The organism is Paenibacillus sp. JJ1722 (assembly GCF_048282685.1).
GTDB lineage: Bacteria > Bacillota > Bacilli > Paenibacillales > Paenibacillaceae > Paenibacillus > Paenibacillus polymyxa_B.
The window spans coordinates 5,772,784-5,792,984 of the sequence record NZ_CP182500.1 but is presented as its reverse complement, the minus strand read 5'-3'; the positions used below and the strand labels follow the sequence as shown (position 1 = coordinate 5,792,984).

At 46.7% G+C, this 20,201-nt stretch carries 18 protein-coding genes; 10 read left to right on the top strand and 8 right to left on the bottom strand.

The window, feature by feature from the left end; all coding sequences use genetic code 11:
* The first annotated feature begins 175 nt into the window (after nt 1-175).
* From ACM1ND_RS25775 to gpmA, 4 genes are all read left to right on the top strand, one after another.
* Complete coding sequence (locus ACM1ND_RS25775; protein ID WP_053326367.1) at nt 176-2,470, top strand: glycoside hydrolase family 2 protein; 2,295 nt, start codon at nt 176-178, stop codon at nt 2,468-2,470.
* A 243-nt stretch (nt 2,471-2,713) separates the two neighbouring features.
* Entirely contained in the window at nt 2,714-3,001 is a 288-nt protein-coding gene (locus tag ACM1ND_RS25770) for a hypothetical protein (protein WP_023990901.1), read from the top strand.
* Nucleotides 3,002-3,148: 147 nt separating this feature from the next.
* Entirely contained in the window at nt 3,149-3,889 is a 741-nt protein-coding gene (locus ACM1ND_RS25765) for a Bax inhibitor-1/YccA family membrane protein (RefSeq protein WP_023990900.1), read from the top strand.
* Between the two features lie 134 nt (nt 3,890-4,023).
* The gene (gpmA, locus tag ACM1ND_RS25760) at nt 4,024-4,773 is read left to right on the top strand and encodes a 2,3-diphosphoglycerate-dependent phosphoglycerate mutase (protein ID WP_025721385.1); all 750 of its coding nucleotides are present in this window, start codon (nt 4,024-4,026) and stop codon (nt 4,771-4,773) included.
* A gap of 64 nt (nt 4,774-4,837) precedes the next feature.
* On the opposite strand, the gene ACM1ND_RS25755 is transcribed toward gpmA, so the two are convergent.
* Nucleotides 4,838-6,331, bottom strand: coding sequence for an alpha-amylase (locus ACM1ND_RS25755; RefSeq protein WP_023990898.1), 1,494 nt, complete (start codon nt 6,329-6,331; stop codon nt 4,838-4,840).
* 264 nt (nt 6,332-6,595) lie between these two features.
* Here ACM1ND_RS25755 and ACM1ND_RS25750 point away from each other — a divergent pair, with 264 nt between their 5' ends.
* Complete coding sequence (locus tag ACM1ND_RS25750; protein WP_068939086.1) at nt 6,596-7,429, top strand: HNH endonuclease; 834 nt, start codon at nt 6,596-6,598, stop codon at nt 7,427-7,429.
* A gap of 24 nt (nt 7,430-7,453) precedes the next feature.
* On the opposite strand, the gene ACM1ND_RS25745 is transcribed toward ACM1ND_RS25750, so the two are convergent.
* Nucleotides 7,454-7,849 (bottom strand): rhodanese-like domain-containing protein, encoded by a 396-nt coding sequence (locus tag ACM1ND_RS25745; RefSeq protein ID WP_418026855.1) that lies wholly within the window; start codon nt 7,847-7,849, stop codon nt 7,454-7,456.
* Nucleotides 7,850-8,350: 501 nt separating this feature from the next.
* Between ACM1ND_RS25745 and ACM1ND_RS25740 the strand changes: the two genes are divergently transcribed.
* Together ACM1ND_RS25740 and ACM1ND_RS25735 are read left to right on the top strand one after the other, a co-directional pair.
* The gene (locus tag ACM1ND_RS25740) at nt 8,351-8,782 is read left to right on the top strand and encodes a DUF1641 domain-containing protein (RefSeq protein WP_418026853.1); all 432 of its coding nucleotides are present in this window, start codon (nt 8,351-8,353) and stop codon (nt 8,780-8,782) included.
* 27 nt (nt 8,783-8,809) lie between these two features.
* Nucleotides 8,810-9,991: an NAD(P)/FAD-dependent oxidoreductase gene (locus ACM1ND_RS25735; RefSeq protein ID WP_023990895.1), complete on the top strand. Its 1,182-nt coding sequence runs from the start codon at nt 8,810-8,812 to the stop codon at nt 9,989-9,991.
* 104 nt (nt 9,992-10,095) lie between these two features.
* Here the strand turns inward: ACM1ND_RS25735 and ACM1ND_RS25730 are convergent, their stop codons facing one another.
* Entirely contained in the window at nt 10,096-12,651 is a 2,556-nt protein-coding gene (locus ACM1ND_RS25730; protein WP_418026851.1) for a LamG-like jellyroll fold domain-containing protein, read from the bottom strand.
* A 332-nt stretch (nt 12,652-12,983) separates the two neighbouring features.
* On the opposite strand from ACM1ND_RS25730, the gene ACM1ND_RS25725 reads away from it, so the two are divergent.
* Nucleotides 12,984-13,781, top strand: coding sequence for a copper amine oxidase N-terminal domain-containing protein (locus tag ACM1ND_RS25725; RefSeq protein WP_418026849.1), 798 nt, complete (start codon nt 12,984-12,986; stop codon nt 13,779-13,781).
* A gap of 122 nt (nt 13,782-13,903) precedes the next feature.
* On the opposite strand, the gene ACM1ND_RS25720 is transcribed toward ACM1ND_RS25725, so the two are convergent.
* The gene (locus ACM1ND_RS25720) at nt 13,904-14,953 is read right to left on the bottom strand and encodes a stalk domain-containing protein (protein WP_418026847.1); all 1,050 of its coding nucleotides are present in this window, start codon (nt 14,951-14,953) and stop codon (nt 13,904-13,906) included.
* Nucleotides 14,954-15,208: 255 nt separating this feature from the next.
* Complete coding sequence (locus ACM1ND_RS25715) at nt 15,209-15,385, bottom strand: CsbD family protein (RefSeq protein ID WP_023990891.1); 177 nt, start codon at nt 15,383-15,385, stop codon at nt 15,209-15,211.
* Between the two features lie 156 nt (nt 15,386-15,541).
* On the opposite strand from ACM1ND_RS25715, the gene ACM1ND_RS25710 reads away from it, so the two are divergent.
* Complete coding sequence (locus tag ACM1ND_RS25710; RefSeq protein ID WP_023990890.1) at nt 15,542-16,057, top strand: DUF2179 domain-containing protein; 516 nt, start codon at nt 15,542-15,544, stop codon at nt 16,055-16,057.
* Between the two features lie 119 nt (nt 16,058-16,176).
* Complete coding sequence (locus ACM1ND_RS25705; RefSeq protein ID WP_023990889.1) at nt 16,177-16,389, top strand: cold-shock protein; 213 nt, start codon at nt 16,177-16,179, stop codon at nt 16,387-16,389.
* A gap of 157 nt (nt 16,390-16,546) precedes the next feature.
* On the opposite strand, the gene ACM1ND_RS25700 is transcribed toward ACM1ND_RS25705, so the two are convergent.
* The 3 genes from ACM1ND_RS25700 to ACM1ND_RS25690 all read right to left on the bottom strand — a co-directional run bounded on the left by ACM1ND_RS25700 (nt 16,547) and on the right by ACM1ND_RS25690 (nt 20,180).
* Nucleotides 16,547-17,560 carry a substrate-binding domain-containing protein gene (locus ACM1ND_RS25700; RefSeq protein WP_418026845.1) on the bottom strand — a complete coding sequence of 338 codons (1,014 nt, stop codon included), beginning with the start codon at nt 17,558-17,560 and terminating at the stop codon, nt 16,547-16,549.
* Nucleotides 17,561-17,808: 248 nt separating this feature from the next.
* Entirely contained in the window at nt 17,809-19,008 is a 1,200-nt protein-coding gene (locus ACM1ND_RS25695; RefSeq protein WP_418026844.1) for a glycosidase, read from the bottom strand.
* The gene (locus ACM1ND_RS25690) at nt 19,005-20,180 is read right to left on the bottom strand and encodes an AGE family epimerase/isomerase (RefSeq protein WP_418026842.1); all 1,176 of its coding nucleotides are present in this window, start codon (nt 20,178-20,180) and stop codon (nt 19,005-19,007) included. Before ACM1ND_RS25690 ends, ACM1ND_RS25695 begins: the two co-directional genes overlap by 4 nt.
* Nucleotides 20,181-20,201 lie beyond the last annotated feature (21 nt).

Genomic DNA, 20,201 nt, shown 5'->3' with positions numbered 1-20,201 from the left:
CCCGGCTTACCGGGGTTGTTTTTTTGATATAAAAAGATACAAAAATGGATTGACAATTACCTTGTAAATGCTTACATTGAACATATATTTATTTTACTAAGTTTTACTCGTTATTTTTACTTAAATATTTTACTATGGTATAAGAGTGGAAAATAAAAGGTTGAGGTGACTGCCCATGCGTACCATTTTGCCGTTGAATGACCAATGGTTTTATCTTCCTGAATATGTCGAGAGAGAAGTAAGTGCAGGCATTGATGCAAGTCGGTATGAGCCAATTCAGCTGCCGCACACCAATGTAGAGCTTCCGTATAATTATTTTGACGACAAGGCATTTCAGTTTATTTCTACGTATAAAAGAGAGTTGAACATTCCGGCAGATGCCAAAGGTAAGCGAGTGTATGTTGATTTTGAAGGAGTCATGACCTATGCCCAGGTATTTCTAAACGGGGTAAAAGCGGGGGAGCATAAAGGTGGATATACACCGTTCAGCGTTGAATTGACCGAACTTGCCGAATATGGCGGCCCCAATGTGCTCACGGTCATTGTCGATTCCACGGAACGGGACGACATCCCTCCCTTTGGGGCAGTCATTGACTATCTGACCTACGGCGGTATTTACCGCGAAGTGCAGCTACGAATAGTGGAGCCTGTACACCTCGGAACGGTATTCATTCAGACACCAGAGCCGCTTGCGGCAAGCAAGACGGTGCACGTGGTCGTGGAGCTGGAGGGTATCGGCGATCAGGAGGACGACTTGACGGTCGCGCTGCAATTGCTGGACGGAGCGAGCGTGAAGGCGGAGACCGAGCTGGCAGCGATGACGGCGGCGGAAGTAACGCTGGAGCTGAAAGAGCTGGGCGGCCTGCAACTTTGGGATATAGATGATCCCAAGCTATATGAAGCGAAGCTGACGCTGCTACGAAGCGGAGAAGAGTTGGATCAGGTGACCGTGCGCTTTGGCTTCCGCGAGGCCGAATTTCAGCCGGACGGTTTTTACTTGAATGGGCGGAAGATCAAGCTGCTTGGCTTGAACCGTCACCAGTCCTATCCGTACGTTGGCTATGCTATGCCTAAAAGAGCGCAGCGTCGTGATGCAGATGTGCTCAAGGAGGAGCTGGGGCTGAATATGGTACGGACATCCCACTACCCTCAGTCCCGTCATTTTCTAGACCGTTGTGATGAGATCGGATTGCTCGTTTTCGAAGAGATTCCGGGTTGGCAGCACATTGGCGGTGAAGCGTGGAAGGAGCAGGCGGTGAGGGACGTAGAGGACATGATTGTCCGTGATCGTAATCATCCCTCCATTGTAATCTGGGGGGTACGAATTAATGAGTCGCAGGATGACCATGATCTGTACACGCGTACCAATGAGCTAGCACGAAAGCTAGATCCGACCCGTGCTACGGGTGGTGTGCGTTATATTGTAGGCAGTGAGCTATTGGAAGATGTATATACGATAAATGATTTTGTTCATGATGGTGGGCACAAAAAATATTTGGCTAAGGAAATCCGCAATTTTGATACGTATGACGATACAGAAGGCGTAGATGGCGAAACGACAGGCTTGCGCCAGCCGTCTCTCGTTACAAAGCTGGATCATCCGGTCCCTTATCTGGTAACGGAATATAACGGGCATATGTACCCGACCAAGCGCTTTGACCAGGAGGAACGGGTAATGGAGCATGCACTGCGCCATACGCGGGTCCAAAATGCTTCCTATGCCGATGAGGGCATTGCCGGGGCGATTGGTTGGTGTGCTTTTGACTATAACACGCATGCTGATTTTGGTTCCGGTGATAAAATCTGCTACCACGGTGTCATGGATATGTTCCGCCTGCCTAAATTTGCAGCGAGTGTGTACCGGAGCCAGAAGAACGTCGAACAGGAAATCGTTATGGAGCCGGTCACTTACTGGTCGCGTGGTGAGCGGAATATTGGAGGCATCGTGCCGCTGGTTGTGTTCACCAATTGTGATGAGGTGGAGTTCATCTACGGTCATGAGCGCAAAGGTGTTTATCGTCCGAACCGAGAGAAGTACCCGGCGCTTCCTCATCCCCCTGTCGTGATCGACGAGCTGACAGGCCACTGGGGCATGAAGTGGGAAGACGCTGTATTCATTGGATACGTAGATGGGCAAGAAGTGACCCGCAAATACTATTCACGTAATCCGGTGCCGACAGAGCTGCGGGTAGCTGCAGATGATATGGTGCTGGAAGTTGGCGATTGGGACGTAACCCGAGTAGTAGTGGATGCGCTGGACGAATACGGCAACGTCTTGCCGTTCTATGCAGATCCAGTTTCGGTGGAGGTCGAAGGGGTGGGTGAATTGATCGGTCCTTCAAGCTTATCCCTAATTGGTGGACGCATTGCATTCTGGATTCGTACGAAGGGGGAGGCTGGACAAATTCGTGTGAAGGTTTCTGCGCCTTCCCGTTTCGGTCCGCAGGAATTGAGCATTCACGTGCAATAAGGGAGCAAAGGCAACATATAATCCTACTAGCCGCTTGTATACCGTTTGAGACTTCCATTATTTAAAAAAGGAGTTGTCCGCAGATTCTGAAAGGGATCTGAGAGGGCAACTCCTTTTTGGCATAGCTTAGGGTATGTTAATCTATCAGTCTTTTAAATTGTGTCTTATTACTGAGTCACTTAACGTTACGCTCATAGATTGGAAGCATAGAATACACTATCAAACGCAAGGGAGGTGAGTTTTATGGCGATCCTTTTACCTTCGCAAATCTACAATCTCGCTGCGGGTGTGGGTAAATCCTTTTTTGAAAATTTGAAAGGCGGTAATAATGCTACAATTACCGTGAATAACACGGGTGCCAATCCGGTGGATCTGGTTGTTACACGTGTCAATGCTCCCGTGATCACGTATGTTATCCCGGCAGCCAATAGTCTGACGTTAGAAGTGGCTTTGTTGCTGGTAGCTGCTCTCCAAGCTACTCCAGCTGGAGCTGTGACAGGCACCATCCAAATTGCTACGGCTGATTTTTAACCTGTAACGACCTGACCCTCTAACTCTAGCTTTGCCGTATGGCAAGGTTAGAGTTTTTTTGTTTGAAATTTTCTGAAACTTTTTTCATATTGTGCCGATATATACATATAGCATAGCAAACAACAACATCGAAAAGGAGTACCCTGTATGAGCTTTAGCAATCCAGTTTTACGTGATGACATCTTTTTGCGCGAAGATGAAAGAGAAGCTAGTGAACAACGCATGACCATCGGAGGAACGGTGAACAAAACGTTGCTTCTGCTGGTTCTGCTCATCGTCTCTGGCAGCATTACCTGGTACATGACCTACGAGGGAACCGTAGAGGTGCTATCCTTGCTGACGGCAGGATTTATTGGTATGGCAGGCGTAGCACTTGCGATATCCTTTTTTCCAAAAACCGCTCCATTACTCTCTCCTGTATATGCGATTCTGAGTGGTTTTGCTTTGGGTGGCGTTTCAGCTTTTATGGAGTATGAGTACCCTGGAATTGTAGCCAATGCCATTTTGCTGACCGTGGGTATTTTGTTCTTAATGCTCTTTATGTACACACAGCGAATCATCAAGGTGACACGCGGCTTTATCTCATTCGTTGTCCTGTGTACGATGGCAATTTTTCTGGTGACGCTGGTTGATTTTATTTTGAACTTTTTCGGTATGAATGTTCCGTATATCCATGAAACGGGTTGGCTGGGTATTGGTATTAGTTTATTTATCGTGATCATTGCAGCTTTGAATCTGCTGGTTGATTTCAATTTTATTGAAGAGCAAGCAGATCAAGGTGCACCCAAATATATGGAATGGTATGGTGCTTTTGCATTGCTGGTGACTCTAGTATGGCTGTATGTACGGATTTTGGATCTGTTGGCCAAGTTCAGTAAGAGGGACTAAGTGCAGGGTGAGAAGAAAAGGATGGCTGAATGCCGTCCTTTTTTGTATTAAATAGACGGTTTAAAAATTGCATTTTACGTTAAATACATAGAAGTTGGGTAAAACATAAAGACAGACAGGAGAGGAGTGAGTGTATGTATCAAGTGGTGCTGGTTAGGCATGGAGAAAGCGTGTATAACCGACAAAACCTGTTTACGGGCTGGACGGACGTGGACCTGACTGAACAAGGGACTCATGAGGCCATTGAGGCGGGACGTATTCTCAAGGAGGCAGGATATACGTTTGATTTGGCATTTGCCTCTGTGCTAAAACGATCTATCCGCACGCTGTATCACATCTTGGATGAGCTGGATCATCTGTGGATACCTGTGCAGAAGTCATGGAAGCTGAATGAACGCCATTACGGTGCTCTTCAAGGGCTTAGCAAGCTGGATTCCGCCGTGCAATACGGCGAGGAGCAGGTTCATATCTGGCGGCGTAGCCTAACAGTGCGGCCACCCATGCTGGATGAGAAGGACGAGCGGAGTCCGCATCGGGAAGAGCGTTATCGCAATATTAAGCCAGAAGAGCTGCCGCTTGGGGAAAGTCTGGAGGACACAGTGCATCGGGTCGGTGAGTTTTGGAAGCAACGGATTGTACCTTTGATTCTCAAAAAGGATCGAGTTATCATTTCTGCACATGGTAACACTTTGCGGGCCTTAATCAAGTATATGGAGAATCTGGACGAAACCGCATTGCTGGATTTGAATATTCCCACAGGCATTCCCCTGGTGTACGAGCTGGATGAGCATATAGATCCCATACGGCGCTTTTATCTCGGTGATCCGAGTCATGTAGAGGCTAAGAAGCAGGCTGTGGCCAACCAAAGCAAGGTAACGGAGTGACTTTCCATACACAAAGAGGACAGGGCGATTCCTCGCATCCTGCCCTCTTTGTGTTGGGTATAGATTAAGCGTTCGCTTCTTCTTCTGTTTCCTGGCTGTCTTCCTCTGCGGGAAGTGCCCACACCGATACACTGCCGGCACGAACGGGAAATATGCCGTAGCCATCCTGCTCAATCTTTACGGTATGATCGTGACGCCCGGTCAAATCTATCCATTCTTCCGCTGCATGTTGTTTGCCTACGAACATGCGCTTTTCTCCGTCATTTGCGTTGGTGATCACCACAGCACATCCGGAGCCTTCCAGCTCAGGCACGCCTTGACGAACCCATCCAATCGTATGGGGATCATCGAAATAATCTTTTTGCTCACCATAAGCTTTATGGTATCGGGCATATAGAAGCGGGTCTAGCTCAGCCTGCTTGCCTTTGACGGGCGTTTGTCCCTGGATGCCGTAGTAATCGCCATAGAATACGCAGGGATAACCGTCCTTGCGCAGCAAGATAAGTGCATAGGCGCTGGGCTTGAACCAGTCCTCCACCCAGGATTCAAGCGCTTCATGCGGCTGGGAATCATGATTATCGACAAAAGTAACCGAGTTCAGGGGATGGGTATGAACAAGCGTATCCTCGAAAATGGTGCTTAAATCGAAATCCTTGCCACCCAAGGAAGCGCTATGTAGTTTGTAGTGGAGGGATACGTCAAATAGGTCGATTTTATAATCAATGGTATCCAGGAACTTTTGACACGATTCCAGATCCGGTTTCCAAAACTCGCCTACCATATAAAAATCCTGTCCGCGTTTTTTAATCATTTCTGTAGCAAACTCTCGTACAAATTCATGATTAATATGCTTGATTGCATCCAGACGGAATCCGTTGCATTGCAGAGTATCTACCAGCCATTTGCCCCAGCGGATCATCTCTTTGCGCACATCCTGATGATTATAATCAATATTGGCGAACATTAAATAATCATAATTGCCGAATTCATCATCTACATTTTCGCTCCAGCTTTTATTTTTACCTAAAATACGATAGATTCCTGTCCGGTCCTGGCTTGCATCGTAATCGGTTCCGTTAAAATGTTCAAAGTTCCATTGAAATGTGGAATACTGACCTTGACGGCCGGGGAACGTAAATTTAGTCCAGCCCTCGATATCAAAGGGCTCGGAAATGACCTCATTGCGGTTATCCGGATTGACCTCGACGACCTTGAACACTTCGGTTTCATCCGCGCCAGCCTTATGGTTCATAACCAGATCGACATAGACGGCCACACCGTGGCGAACGCAGGCGGCAACAGCCTCCAGCAGGTCTTCCCTGGTTCCGTATTTGGTGCGCACCGCACCTTTTTGGTCAAATTCGCCCAGATCATAAAGGTCATAGACGCCGTATCCCGTATCCTCGGGCGATTGGCCTTTGGTGACAGGTGGAATCCATATCGCGTCAATTCCTTTGGCTTTCAGTTCCGGCGCCAGGCGGGTAAGCTTCTTCCAGTGAGAACCGTCAGCTTCGACATTCCACTCGAAAAATTGCATCATCGTATGGTTCCTTTTCATGTGCGTCCCTCCTTCATATATAACAAGTTACCCACCAAGTGAGGGGGGCTAAACGTCAGACGGTCAATATGATGCTGAATGAAGAACAAGGATCGCTGTATAACGTATGCTAAATCATTAAAATTTGTTATACCTAAGTGTTCCCAACGACTCGGGTAGCTAGAAAAGGGAACGTGAAAACGGTAAAATGAATCTAACTTAACAATAGTTCGGGTTTTGGTGAAAACCGTAAAGCACGAGCAACAGAGGAAAGGAGGGGTGGACGTGACAGAACCGCAGCAGAACAAGGATGAAGCGAGCAAACCGCTGATTAAAAAATGTACGTATTGTCAGGAAATGAAACCTTTAACGGACTTTCAGCGCAGAACGGGTCGCCGGGCTGGTCCTTATTCACGGCGTGGTCCTTGCCGTTCCTGCCGAGGGTTGGCCCCGGCCCCGCAAGAACGTGCGGCTACGTCCGCTCCTTCCGGCGAGGAAACGAACCCCTCGGCTGCTCCCGTGACGCAGCATAGCCTTGAAGCAAATACGGCTGCGCACAGCCTGGAGGCGCCACTACCTATGGAGGCACAACGCCCCCGCAGGAAGCTGGTCACGGATAAAGCGCGTGAGCGCCACCGGCAACGGGTTCGGCATCTGCTTAGCAGGCTGAAGCCTGCGGATACCCGGGCATTGCGGCTCAATCGCAATGGCATGATTCGGCTAAGAGGCAAAACCGACCAGGGGAGACGCTGGCATCAAGAGATTGAGCTTGATCTGGCCATGACCCTGGTCAGAGAGCGTATGGCGGTGATTGTTAATCCATACACCGTGCGCAGACTGTATAGCAACAAGGAATTTCGTCAATATGTGCTTAAGCGTGACCGCTATACTTGCTTTTTTTGCGGAGACTACGGTGACACGATTGATCATTTACTGCCTCGGGCAAAAGGGGGGCACACGACGCCGGTCAATTGTGTATGTGCTTGCAATGAATGCAATCAAGTTAAGGCTGCCCGCGATGTAGATGAGTTCATTGAATCTGGTGTGCCGCAGCCGTCTCCTGATGATTTCGAAGCACCTGATAATCCTGATACTTCTGAAGACACCCTACGTACGTAGGGCGATTCTTGGAGCGTAGGTCCCTTAGTACAGTTCTACTTCAAAGCCGGATTCCTTCCAGGCTGTTGTTCCGCCTTCGATAAAAGCTACATTGGTAAAGCCCATCTGCTGGAGTGTATAAGCTGCCAATGCAGCTTGTCCGCCTGCCCCACAAGTGGTGATAATCGGGCGGTTGCGGTCACGTAGACGTTCGTCACGCAAATCCTGTGGAACCTCCAAGTCAGCGCGGATGGGCAGCATGCCCAATGAAATATTGGCGCTTCCGCGAATCAGACCGCAAGCGCCTGCATCATGGGAGTCCTGTACATCGATAACGAATGTATCAGGATTTGCCCCCATTCGCTGACGTGCCTCCTGTGAATCAATGCCTTGAACGTGCTGTCTCGCCTCTTGAACCATATCTCCAAATGTTTTAGCCATCGTTTTAAACCTCCGTATGAATATATTTTGTGTTATTTTCATATTATCGAACTGAAACGTACGCTCTCTATTACCCTCCTCTAGCATAAAATGACCCTTTTTTTAAGGGAAACTTGGACAAAAATCGAGCTTATTCTAATTTTTATCTAAAATAACAATAAAAATTTTGCAGAAATTTGTGCAAATTTAAAATTTCTTCGACGATTGTGTTGTGAAAGGTGTAATATAGAGGTATAGGGTTCCGTTTCGGCCTGTTGTAGTCACGAAGGAGCGCTTCGTGGGATATTCCGCAGCAGTAACAACAGAATACCGTCTAAGCAATATACAATTGGCATCTGCGATAAATCAGTCTTGCCCTTTAGGGTATAGGCCGGTTTTAGCTGTGCTTCTTGCATGTTTAAGGGCGTGAATTCAATGCACGTTTTATTGCTAGAGTTTATGGATACAGGTTACGAGAAAGGAATGGACTTCTATTTTCACAGTAAAGGAGGACGTTCACGCATGTCTGAAAACCAACAAGAGGTGGCAGTAACACAAGAAGCTACCAAAGAGTCTCGGGATGTATTGGACCAATTGATGAAACCGGAGGTTCAGCAATCGCTGACCGTGCTGGTAGAAAATCTGCCCAAGTTGACTGAGATGGTTACTTTGATGACCGACGCTTATGATGTAGCTCGTAGTCTGGCGACTGACCCTGTCTTTATCGGAGATATGAAAAGCTCCATGGGAGAGTTTGTGAAGCCTGTTACAGTTTCGGCTAAAGGATTGGCTTCTGCTGCAATTGAAGCAAATGACCGTGTACAAACTACGGACGGCAGCGTAGGTCTGTTTGGCCTGCTCAAAATGCTTAAAGATCCGAATGTACAAAAAACGCTGCGTTTCAGCCAGGCTTTCCTGGATATTCTGAATGAGCGCCAACGCGAAAGCAAATAATTACCTGATCAAGAACGGAGGATGGACATGTCGAAGCAAATTTTGATCTTGGGCGGCGGATACGGCGGATTGCTGGCCGCTCTTACAGCACGCCAGCATATGGACGCTAGCCAAGCAACCATTACAGTGGTTAACCGCTTTGCGTCGCACCAAATTATTACGGAACTGCACCGTTTGGCGGCAGGTACAATTGCTGAAAAAGCTGTTGCGCTTCCTTTGGAAAAACTGCTGCGTAACAAGGAAATTATCCTGAAAGTGGATACTGTTTCCGAAATCAAGCCTGACGATAAAAAAGTAACCTTGGCCAGTGGCGCTACGTTGAGCTATGACGCTCTCGTTATTTCCCTGGGCAGTGAAACGGCTTACTTCGGTATTCCAGGACTGCAAGAGCATAGCTTCACGCTGAAATCAGTGGCAGAAGCCAATCGCATTCGCGCACATGTGGAAGCTCGTCTGGATGCTTACAAGCAATCCGGTAACCAAGCGGACGCTACAATCGTTATCGGTGGTGGCGGTCTGACTGGCGTTGAGCTGGTGGGCGAATATGCTGACAAATTGCCTGCAATTTGTCGCGAAAAAGGTATTAACTACGAAGATATCAACTTGTATTGCGTAGAAGCTGGACCATCTATTTTGGCAGGCTTCCCTCAACCACTGGTTGATCGTGCAGTAACAAGCCTTGAAAAACGTGGCGTTCAAATCGTAGCGGGTGTTCCGATTACAGAAATGAAAGCTGACGAAGTTCTCTTGAAAGACGGACGTTCGATCAAAACGAACACACTGATCTGGACAGGCGGCGTACAAGGTAATGCACTGGTTGGCGCATCTGGTATTGAAGTAAACCGTGGTCGCGCAACTGTGAATGGTGCGCTGCAATCGACTTCTCACGAAGACATCTTCCTCGCTGGCGACAGTGCAGTGGTGTTCCCGAGTGAAGGCGAGCGTCCATACCCACCAACTGCACAGTTGGCTTGGCAAATGGGCGAATTAGTTGGTTACAACATCTTCGCTTATTTCAACGGAGCGAAAATGGAACGCTTTACACCAGTATTCTCCGGTACACTGGGCAGCTTGGGCAGAACAGACGCGATTGGTACTGTAGGCGCGAATGGCACCCAACTGAAAGGCGCTGTAGCCACTTTGATGAAGGAAGGCAGTAACATCCGTTACTTGTCCCACATCAAAGGACTTTTTGCATTGGCCTATTAATATTTCTTACATTTTATATGGTTCATTGGAAGAGAGCGCTATTCAGCGCTCTCTTTTTTGTAGCTTTTCTTTTCGACACTAGCGATACTCACGATTCATTAGTCTTAATTCACTTTCATCTTCGCTAACTCCGCCACCTGTGCAGGGGGGAGCGCACCTTCAAATATACTCAGCTCATCAATAGATCCTTTGAACGCAGGGTCCCACCAGTTGACACCTAAGCTGAATGATCCAGATTTAGAGGTAAAGACATCTGGAAATCCTGAGCCGGTAAATTGAATCTTTCCATTCACATACACGGCTAACATTCCACGATCTACAGTGAAGGCGAGATGTGTCCATTCATTTGTTTTGATCTTTAGGCCGGTACTGCCAGTATACCAAGATGAGCTGCCGGACCAGACCATTGTGTTATCCTTCTCAGGTCCTCTGGGCAAAAGGCTAATCCAGTGATTACTATCCATAGCTCCAAAGAAAGTTGGTGTATGCAGAGTCAATTCGCTTGGTTTTACCCACAGTGACACGGAATATGCTGAGCTGGATATGAGTCCTTCAGGCAGAGCAATGCCCGACTTTCCATCAAGGACTACAGCTTGGCCTCTTACGCCTTCAGCGTAGGACACACTCCCTCCCTGGCGATCGATTCGGTCACCGATAACTTCGCCATTAGCAAAAGCATCTTGCTGATCCTCCAGATTATTTTCAAACGTGTATGACGCAGTCAATGTTGCCTTCTCATAAGGGGATACCGTGATGTTAAAAATTTTGTCCCGACTACGTTCTCCCTTGGTAATGGTAGCTGTCAAAGTGGCAGATGCAGCCTTTTCTCCGATTCCTGGACGCTTGATTTCACCTGTATCCGTAATGACGCTTTGGTCTGAAGTTTTCCAGGTAATCCGGGATTGCCGACTGCCTTCCTTCGGAAGATTCAGGCTAGCCGTCACCCGACTTGTATCGCCAAGATCTAATTCACGATACACACTGTCCACTACTGTCGTATCGGTCATATCAGGGAGCTTGCTGCCCCAAGCCATCTCACCTTTATTCGATAAAACTGTAAACGCCAGGATGTATTGATTCGTAACCTGATCCCATTGTCTTAAGAACACCCCATCCAATACAGCACCATCCAGTGTTAATTGGATATTCGAATCCCCCGACTTGCGCCATGTTCCTTGCACATCGCCTTCAATGGTATGATCTGCTTTAAGCTGAATGAATTGCGTATTCTTGATCGTAGCCGAAGAATCACTGCCATGATTAATATATTGATAATCGCCAATGAATTGTTTCTCATCTGGCTTTGTAAGCGTCTCGCCACCGTAACGATAAGGAGCTACGACGGGCCAGTCCTCCTGATTCATGAACATTTGGTGTACACGCAGCTCATGTGTCTCCCCCTGATGAGGGAATCGGGTATGAAAGACGACAAACATTTGTCCAGTAGCAGGATCGGTGTATACAGAATTGTGTCCAGGGGAAACATAGCCGTAGCCAGTGCCTGTACCGAGGTCACCTATTTTACTATCGAACAAGAAATTACCTATTAACTTGTTGCCATAAGTTATATTTTTGGTGTTTGCCGGCAGAACAGCATTCTGCCCTTTGGCATCTTTATAAGGTCCTGTCGGACTCTTGGAACGGAATAACCTCATGTTATACCCTCCGTCCGCTGCAAGGCCACCGTAGGTTACATACAAATAGTAATAACCCGTCTCCTGGTTGTATTCAATATACGGACCTTCCCCTGACTCACCGTATCCACCTGCGATCTTGGTGCCAAAATAACGATCAATGAGCCGACCGTCTTCTGTAGTTCCATCTTTCCCTGGGTACATGGGTTTGCCAGTTGCTTTATCCAGCTCCAGTAAAAATATTCCCCCGGACCATGATCCATACGTCATCCACAAGCGACCGTTTGCATCGTAAAAGACGCTTGCATCGATTGCATTTGGGAACATCCGATTCGCATAAGAACCATCGGTATTAAACCATCCTGGTCTGGGCCCCTCAAGCTTGCCTTCCTTAATAAGTTGTTGAATCGGCGTATTTGTCCATTTTTTATCTACCTTGCTATCTTTATCGAAAGCAGTCTCCTTCGTAAAACCAGTGTGTATAATGGTATCCACATATTGATATGGACCCTCGATTTTGGGTGCAACTGCAATGCCGATCGCGGAACGAATGTAGGTGGAAGATGCACTATAATAAATCATATATGCCCCTTTTGTCCCATCCTCATTGACATAATGCTCATTCCAAAATACATCGGGCGCCCATACCGAGAATCCTCCCTTACTATCCGCATCATTCTCACCCGCCCAAGCGAAAGATCCGGCCAGATTCTTCGATAAATCCCCGTAAAGTGTGTTCCCAGGCGTGGTGTAACCGTTTGCAAAAGAAGTCCAGTTTGTAAGATCTTTTGACTTCGCCGCAGAGATATGTGACCCAAATACATAATAAGTGTCACCGTCTTTGACAATGGAAGGGTCATGAACCGATACATTAGAGAAGGTTGGCGCATCCTGCTTTTTGTTTTGGTCTGGCACTGTTGCCGCCGCGTCTATTGCACCTAATGGTGCGCTTGCGATTGCTAATAATAATGTTAGTGTTATTGCAATGCTTTTCCTGACTTTACGTTTAACAAAACTTCTCATCATACACATTTGCCCCTTTCTAAATTGGAATACAGTGATATATTCTGCTTTCATTGCTAAATACCTTTCTATTTATAAATATTATTAATGTATTTATGAATTATATGGCTATAAGGAAGGTTTTAGCATCCAACACCGAGATATACCTGTAAGGTGAATCCTCATTATTATAGAGTGAGCCAACTGGATGGTATGATCTTTATTTAGGTAAAAATTATAAATTATGGTTGACGTTATGTTTTTGTGAGGATAAGCTAGTTATGAAAAATAAGTCGTAAGAACTGTTACTTGAACAAATTTTTGTTTTAGCCTAAACGCTAACAAAGGAGAGCATTATGAAAATCAGACTGTTGGTCTGCCTTATGATTGTACTAAGTTTTGCTACTACAAACTCGAATTTGGCATCGGCTCAAGATCATACCCCCATACACTTGAAGGTCAATGATCATTACGTTTTATACACCTACCCTGCATCCCCCTTTGTGGATAAGAAGGGAAGGCTGCTTATACCGCTCCAAGTGGCTGAGGATATACTGGGCGGTAAAGTAACTTATAATGCAGCGAACAAAACCGCTTCTGTTGATCTGTTAGACCGTAATGTAACGGCAACGATTGGATCACCCGATATATCGGTTAACGGCGAACCCATGACAATGGACACAGTCCCTATCATGCTAAGTAATGCAATGTTTTTACCGGTATCCATTTTGTTGAAAGATACAGATGCGAAGATGGAGTGGGATTCCAAGCGTGGCTTATTGAAGCTAAGGCATGATAGCTTTACGGAAAGTCCAGTTCTTATGAGGTTTAAGGGACAAGACTTGGCCCAAGTCATTGATGCGAATGCATTTGATCTTACATCCTTTGATTGGGATCGAAAAAAAGGGGTATTAAATATTTATGCTATGTACGAGAGTGGCTTATCACCTGCTTCCAGGCAAATCGACTTTAATCCTCTGATTGTGTATAGCAAAGGAACCTATAGTGTAAATCCTTATTCTAAACCCAGTATGTTTTACAAAGTGAAAATCACCACTCCTGGTAATTTGGTTTATACAAGAAATATAGATACGACCAATGCGGATAAAGATTATGTAAAATATATTACTTCCGTAGGAAGGTTGATTAACTGATTGTTCGGATTTCTAAAAATTGCAGTTATGAAAAAGAAGACAGGGAAGCTATTTTCCTTGTCTTCTTTTCTGTCAAGAAAGTCTATTTTTAGACTTCCTCTTATTTCTAGTATTTATTCAACTTAGTAGTTGAATGTCGCTAGTGTGCTATTGTTTTCGTTCGAATGAACAACACCTTTTACACGTGATACATTTTTATTTCTAATGTCTGAAATAATATCTTCTTGGATTCTATTTTTTTGGTAGTAAGTTAGACTGTTCCAATCATCGGCTTTTACATAGGCATCCACAGTGACTTCACTGGAGTCGCCCTTTACACTAAAATCGATGGAAACATTATTGTATTTGCGATCAAAGTCGCTGAGCAAAACTCTTTTGATCTCACTGAGATCAATCTTTGTAGACAGTTTCTCCAGATCCACGTTTCCTTTGCTATCGGATTCAAAGGTTGCAAGTTTGCTTCCATTATTGGAGTTTTTAACGGTTCCTTCAATATCAGCATCTTTAAAGGTTTTCAAAATATCTTCCGAAATATCTTCAAGATAAGATTTTTGTCTGCTACTCGAAATATCGTTCCATCTACTTTCTGTCAACTCAATGGTCACAGTAATATCGTTTTTATCACCTTTCAGGGTGATGTCTGCATTGGCGTTATTTGTATCGCGATAGTCTCTATTCAGTTGACGCTCAAGGTCCTTCAAAGTATCGGTGCTACTTTTACTGGCTGTATCTTTTAGCGTCTGATTGTCTTTTTGCAGTTGAGCGATGGTAGCATCTTTCGTCGTGTTTGCTGCTTTTGCTGTGTTGAGCTCTTGAGTCAGCGTCGTAATCTGGTTGTTCAACGCCGTAACTGTAGATTGATCAATCGGAACGCCGTTGTCGGCAATGACTACGCGTTTGTTTGTACCATCCCATGTTACCTTTTTATCCAAAGCTGTACCTGCCAGCTTCAGTGGGATATACGTTACGCCATCCAGCAGGAACGGTTCTGTTTTGGCATCATAAGGAACCTCGGTTCCGTTGTAGATGATTTTGATATTGTTATATACTGCTTGGATCGGCTTAGTCACTTGTGCGGCATATGTGGATTGGCTGAAAAGAGCCCCGGATATGGCCAAGGCGGATACGGCAGTGATGATGACAGGTTTTTTGATAGATTTCAGTGATTTCATTCGTTGGTCTACCCCTTTATTTAAGAATTATAGCCTGGTTCATAGACTAGAGTAACATTAATGCCTACAAAATCCAACAGGTTGGAGAGTCATTATGGGTTGTGCTTATATTGGTTAGACGCAACAGCAACCGTAAAAGTTGCCCTGTTTGCGCAAAAGTTTTTCCAAAAGTATCCGAACAACACAAAACAAGCCCGCTGCACAAGACAGCGAGACTTGTTGGTAAAACAGTGCGTCGAGGTTATCCATTCAGGATTATTTGCCGTCCTTCAGTTTGCCTGCTGTTTCCTGAAGATGGCCTTTGGCCTTATCCAGTTTACCTTCGGCTTGAAGGGACTTATTATTGGTAGCGTTCCCGATTTGGTCCTTGATTTCACCTTTGGCTTTGTTCACATTACCTTTGATTTTATCGCTAATTCCGTTATCCTTCATGTTGTAGCCCTCCTTATGTGATCGAACTTTCATTCAGCATGCTGTAGTTAGTCATTACCCGAGTGAGGGTAATACGAAACCAGAGGCTGTATATCACAGACGGGGGTATAATGTTGGATACGGGTTAAATCAGAACGTGAAGTGGGGAGTGAGCGCATGCTCAAAATTTTATTGTTTATTCTCGTTATTCAAATTATTTACGTATCGGCGTATACACTGCGCATGATTCTGACGCTGAAAGGACAGAAGTACATTGCTGCGCTCATTAGCACCGTGGAAGTTACGGTCTATGTGTTGGGCTTGAATGTTGTGCTTAAGTACCTGGATCAAGTGGCAAGTCTTGCAGTATACGCCATTGGCTATGCATTGGGCATTCTTATTGGAGCATGGATTGAGGAAAAAATAGCGCTTGGTTATGTCACTGTTAAGGTGATCAGCAATGAGATCAATGGAGGAATTGCCAATGCGCTACGGGACAAAGGATACGGTGTTACAGCCTGGCTGGGCAGTGGACGTGATGGAGAGCGCCTGGTGATGGAAATTTTGGCTAAACGGAAAAACCAGAATAAGCTGTATCAGTCCATTCTGGAGCTGGATCCTAAGGCTTTTGTCATTACGGTAGAGCCGAAGCAATTTCATGGCGGCTTCTGGACCAAGGCTATCCGTAAATAAACATTTTGGTAAATTGCGCATATTTTTTGGACGTTAGAGCATATTAATACCCGGACAGGTGGAAATTAACAGTAAGCCGACAGGGGATATTACCCTATAAAAACCGAGGGGGGATATAGATGTACAGACGCCAGGCCCCGGAAATCATTCCAGAGGAAAATACGGCTATTTGGTCGTGTACAAACGAGGGTTGCAACGGTTGGATGCGAACGGATTTCACCTTTTTGAACGAGCCTGCTTGTCCGCTTTGCCAAGCCTCGATGGGGCAAGAAATGCGGATGCTGCCGATTCTCAATCGGGCGGGCAATTCCTTTGTCGCCCAGCGCTCCTAATCCAGGATTTTGCAAAATCTACAATTGAATGTGAGTACGATGATCACACTGCAGAATTTATGAACGTCAAAAGCCGCTCCAGCGACATGCTGAGCGGCTTTTGGTTGTGGAACATTGAGAATAGCGGTGACCTCTCCCCAAGTAAGGTATGCATTGATCATGGTCTCTCAATGGGCTGCACGGAATCACGATATACAATATGTCCCTGCACCAGGACTCGACCAAAGCGGCTGCCGGGATGGCTTATTTTTTTCATCATCGAATCAATCGCGGTACGTGCCATCTGCTCGATGTCTACTCCGACCGTGGTCAGTTGCGGAACAATAAGAGTGGCGTATACATCGTTGTCAAAGCCGACCACAGAGCAGTCTTCAGGTACGCGGTATCCCAGACCAATGAGCTTATGCACCAGATTGTGAGCGACCTGATCGCAGTTACATACAAAGGCAGTTGGTAGCGGCTGAGGAAGCTCCATTTCAACATAAGTACCTTCGTCGTCCCGGTCACTGAGCACCCACTCGTTACGGAGGGGCAACCTGTGCTCCAGCAAGGATTTATAGTAGCCGAGGAAACGATCCTGAATACTACTGGTGGAATAGATATTACCCACATATGCAATATCCCGGTGTCCCTGGGCGATCAAATAGTTGGTCAGCTCGTAGGCTCCGTAAAAATTATCCGTCACCACGGAGTCGATATCGGCATGCTCATCATAAAAATCGAGAAACATTTTGGGTAGGTCCATGGTTTGTACAAGCTCAATATATGGCTTGCTCACTTGGCCCAGGAGAATGAAGCCGTCCACCTTGCGGTCGTAATAGATACGTGGCAGATTAAGCTGTTCTTCGTCTTCGCGATGGAGGATGTGAAGGATGCCGTAGTAGCCGTATGGCTCCAGTGCCCGTGAAATTTGCTGGTAGATGTGCAGATAAAACGATTGGCCAGGGCCGGTAAAACGTTCAGGGATGACAACACCAATGTTATAGGTGAGGCCCTCCTTCATGGACTTGGCAACGGTATTGAAACGATAACCCATTTCTCCTGCGAGCGTCTTAATACGCTCTTTTAGCTCCTCGCTAACCCCATCCTTGTCATTGAGCGCCTTCGACACGGTCACGCTGCTTACTCCCAGCTTATCTGCAATATCCCGCATCGTTACGTTGCTCTTCATTCCTGTTCCGCCTTCCAATTTTAAAAAGATAAGCATTTTGCCTAAATCCAAAAGAATGGATGCAAAATGCTGGGGGAATATATCAGTAGCTTAGCCGCCTGTACAGATACAAAGACTTAGCAGCAAAGTTGTCTTGTAAAGATACAAAGACTGGCAGCATGGCTGCCCATAGACAACTGTTAGCCTGCGGGTAACAGTTGTTCTATGGATAGTATACATGGTTCCGCAAGCAGGATAAAGCCTGCGGCTTATGTCCGCTGGGAAGGACGGGAGTGTGCTTGCAATAGCGCTTCATTGTGATGAATTAGCTCACGACGAACAGCGGCGCTGCTGAGAGAGCGCAACGGGTCGGATGGTGTATTGAAGGTGTAGTCCTCCAGTCGAGCGATGGTGGTCGTCGCTACGTGGATACGGGTATCACTGGATGCGTAGTAAATAAAGACTTCATCTTGTTCGTTAACGACTGCCCCATTGCAAAAAATAACATTCGAAACGTCACCCACACGTTCCTCATCATAAGGAGCCAGAAAGTGCCCGCCGGGCTTGGCGATGACGCGCGTAGGGTCTTCCAGACTGGTGGCAAAGGTATACAGCACATACCGCAGCCCAGCGGCCGTATTGCGTACCCCGTGAGCGATATGAATCCAGCCGCGACTGGTTTTGATCGGGGCAGGGCCCTGACCATTCTTGGCTTCGTACACCGTATGATAACAGCGCTCATCAATGACGGTTTCGTGTTCAATCACGGGTTGTGTAATATCTTTGCACAGGCCGAAGGCGATGCCTCCGCCCGAGCCGGTGGAAATAAATCCGTCCTGGGGACGAGTATAGAAGGCGTATTGACCGTCCACAAATTCAGGGTGCAGGACAACGTTGCGCTGCTGTGGGGACTGGGTAGTGATGTTGGGAAGCCGGGTCCATGTACGAAGATCACGAGTACGGACCAGTCCGGCCTGAGCGACAGCACTGGAGGTATCGTGAGGTGGTGCGTCAGGGTCTTTTTTCTCTGAGCAATAAATACCGTAAATCCAGCCGTCCTCATGCTTCACCAGCCGCATATCGTACATATTTGTTTCTTCTGGGTCGATATCCTCCCATACTAGGGGGGCGTCAATGAATCGAAATTGATCAATGCCGTTATCGCTCTCTGCTAAAGCGAAAAATGATTTTCGATCCAGTCCCTCGGTACGCGAAACAAGAATGTATTTTCCTTCATGATAGATTGCCCCTGGATTCAATGCCGCATTTACACCCAGCCGCTCCATGAAAAAGGGATTAGTTTGCGCATCCAGATCAAACCGCCAGTGAAGTGGAACATGATGGCGTGTGAGCACTGGATAGAGGTAGCGTTCGTAGATACCACTATAAAAGGTAGTTTTAACCTCATTGGGGCGTGTAATCAGTTCCTCTTGCTGCAACCGCAGCTCATTGTATTTGCTATGGATCATTGGTTTTCCATCCTTTCTAGCATTTCTATGCAAAATCGGCTGTTGTGATAAGGGCACTTCCAGGGTCCTGCAATCTCTCTCGCATCAGGCTTACCATCCGCTTGAACTGACCAGAACCATTCGCCTCCGGGGCGCGGATCGATGATATATTGCCGGGTATAGGACCATAGATTTTTCACAATTTGCAAAAAACGTTCGTCTTTTGTACGTTGAAACGCATTGTAAAAACCAACCATCCCCTCGGCCTGTACCCACCAGATACGTGAGGTGTCTACTCGCTCTCCTTCCCGCTCATTGATGAGCGATCCGTCTGGCTGAACAGCGCGCTCTGCTACCGCATTGGCAATATCCATCACCATATCCACGTATTCTGACGGGTAATAACCCAGCACACTCATAGCGTCCTCAATCAACCAGCTGGCTTCGATGTCGTGACCATATGAGGTCAGGTCAAGCAGAGAGCGCCATTCACGGTCGAAGAATACCCCCAATCGTCGGGCAGAAGCATCGTAAACACGATGATATAAAATATCCAGTACGTTCGTCAGCGCATTTCGAACCTCTTCATTTGGCCAGACGCGCAGCAATTGGGTATACGCCTCCAAAACATGAATATGCGTATTCATGGTGATATGCGCGGTAACCCCATTTTCGCTGAGTAGCTCATTAGGCTGCGTGTTCCACAAGCGGTCATATTGTTCGCCGTATGCCTGTCGGGTGCGATCATATCCTTTTTGCTCCAGCAGATGGAACAGCTCCATAGCTAGTGGTAATGCATTCGGGTCGTCTGTGGCACGTGCATACTCTGCTATCGCATAGATCGCAAATGCCTGCGCGTATACATGCTTGCACGTGTCCACGGGTTGCCCGGTGTAGTCCACCATCCAGTACATTCCTCCATGTAATGGATCAAGCAGGTGATTCCGCAGGAATGTGAATGCATGTCGTGCGGCTTCTGCATAGGTATTTTCCCTTGTTACACGGGCAGCCGCCGAGAATGACCAGAGTAGCCGTGCAGTGGCAATCCCGCCTTTGTCGGCTTGGTTATGAGTGTGCAGATCCACGTCCACCTCGCCGTAAAACCCACCGTGTGTCTCATCCTTCAGTCCAAGCCAGAATGGGAGTATGTGCTCCTTCCATTCCTGTCTAATTTCGTCCAGTAATGTTTCCAAGAGACAAAGCCTCCTTCGGAA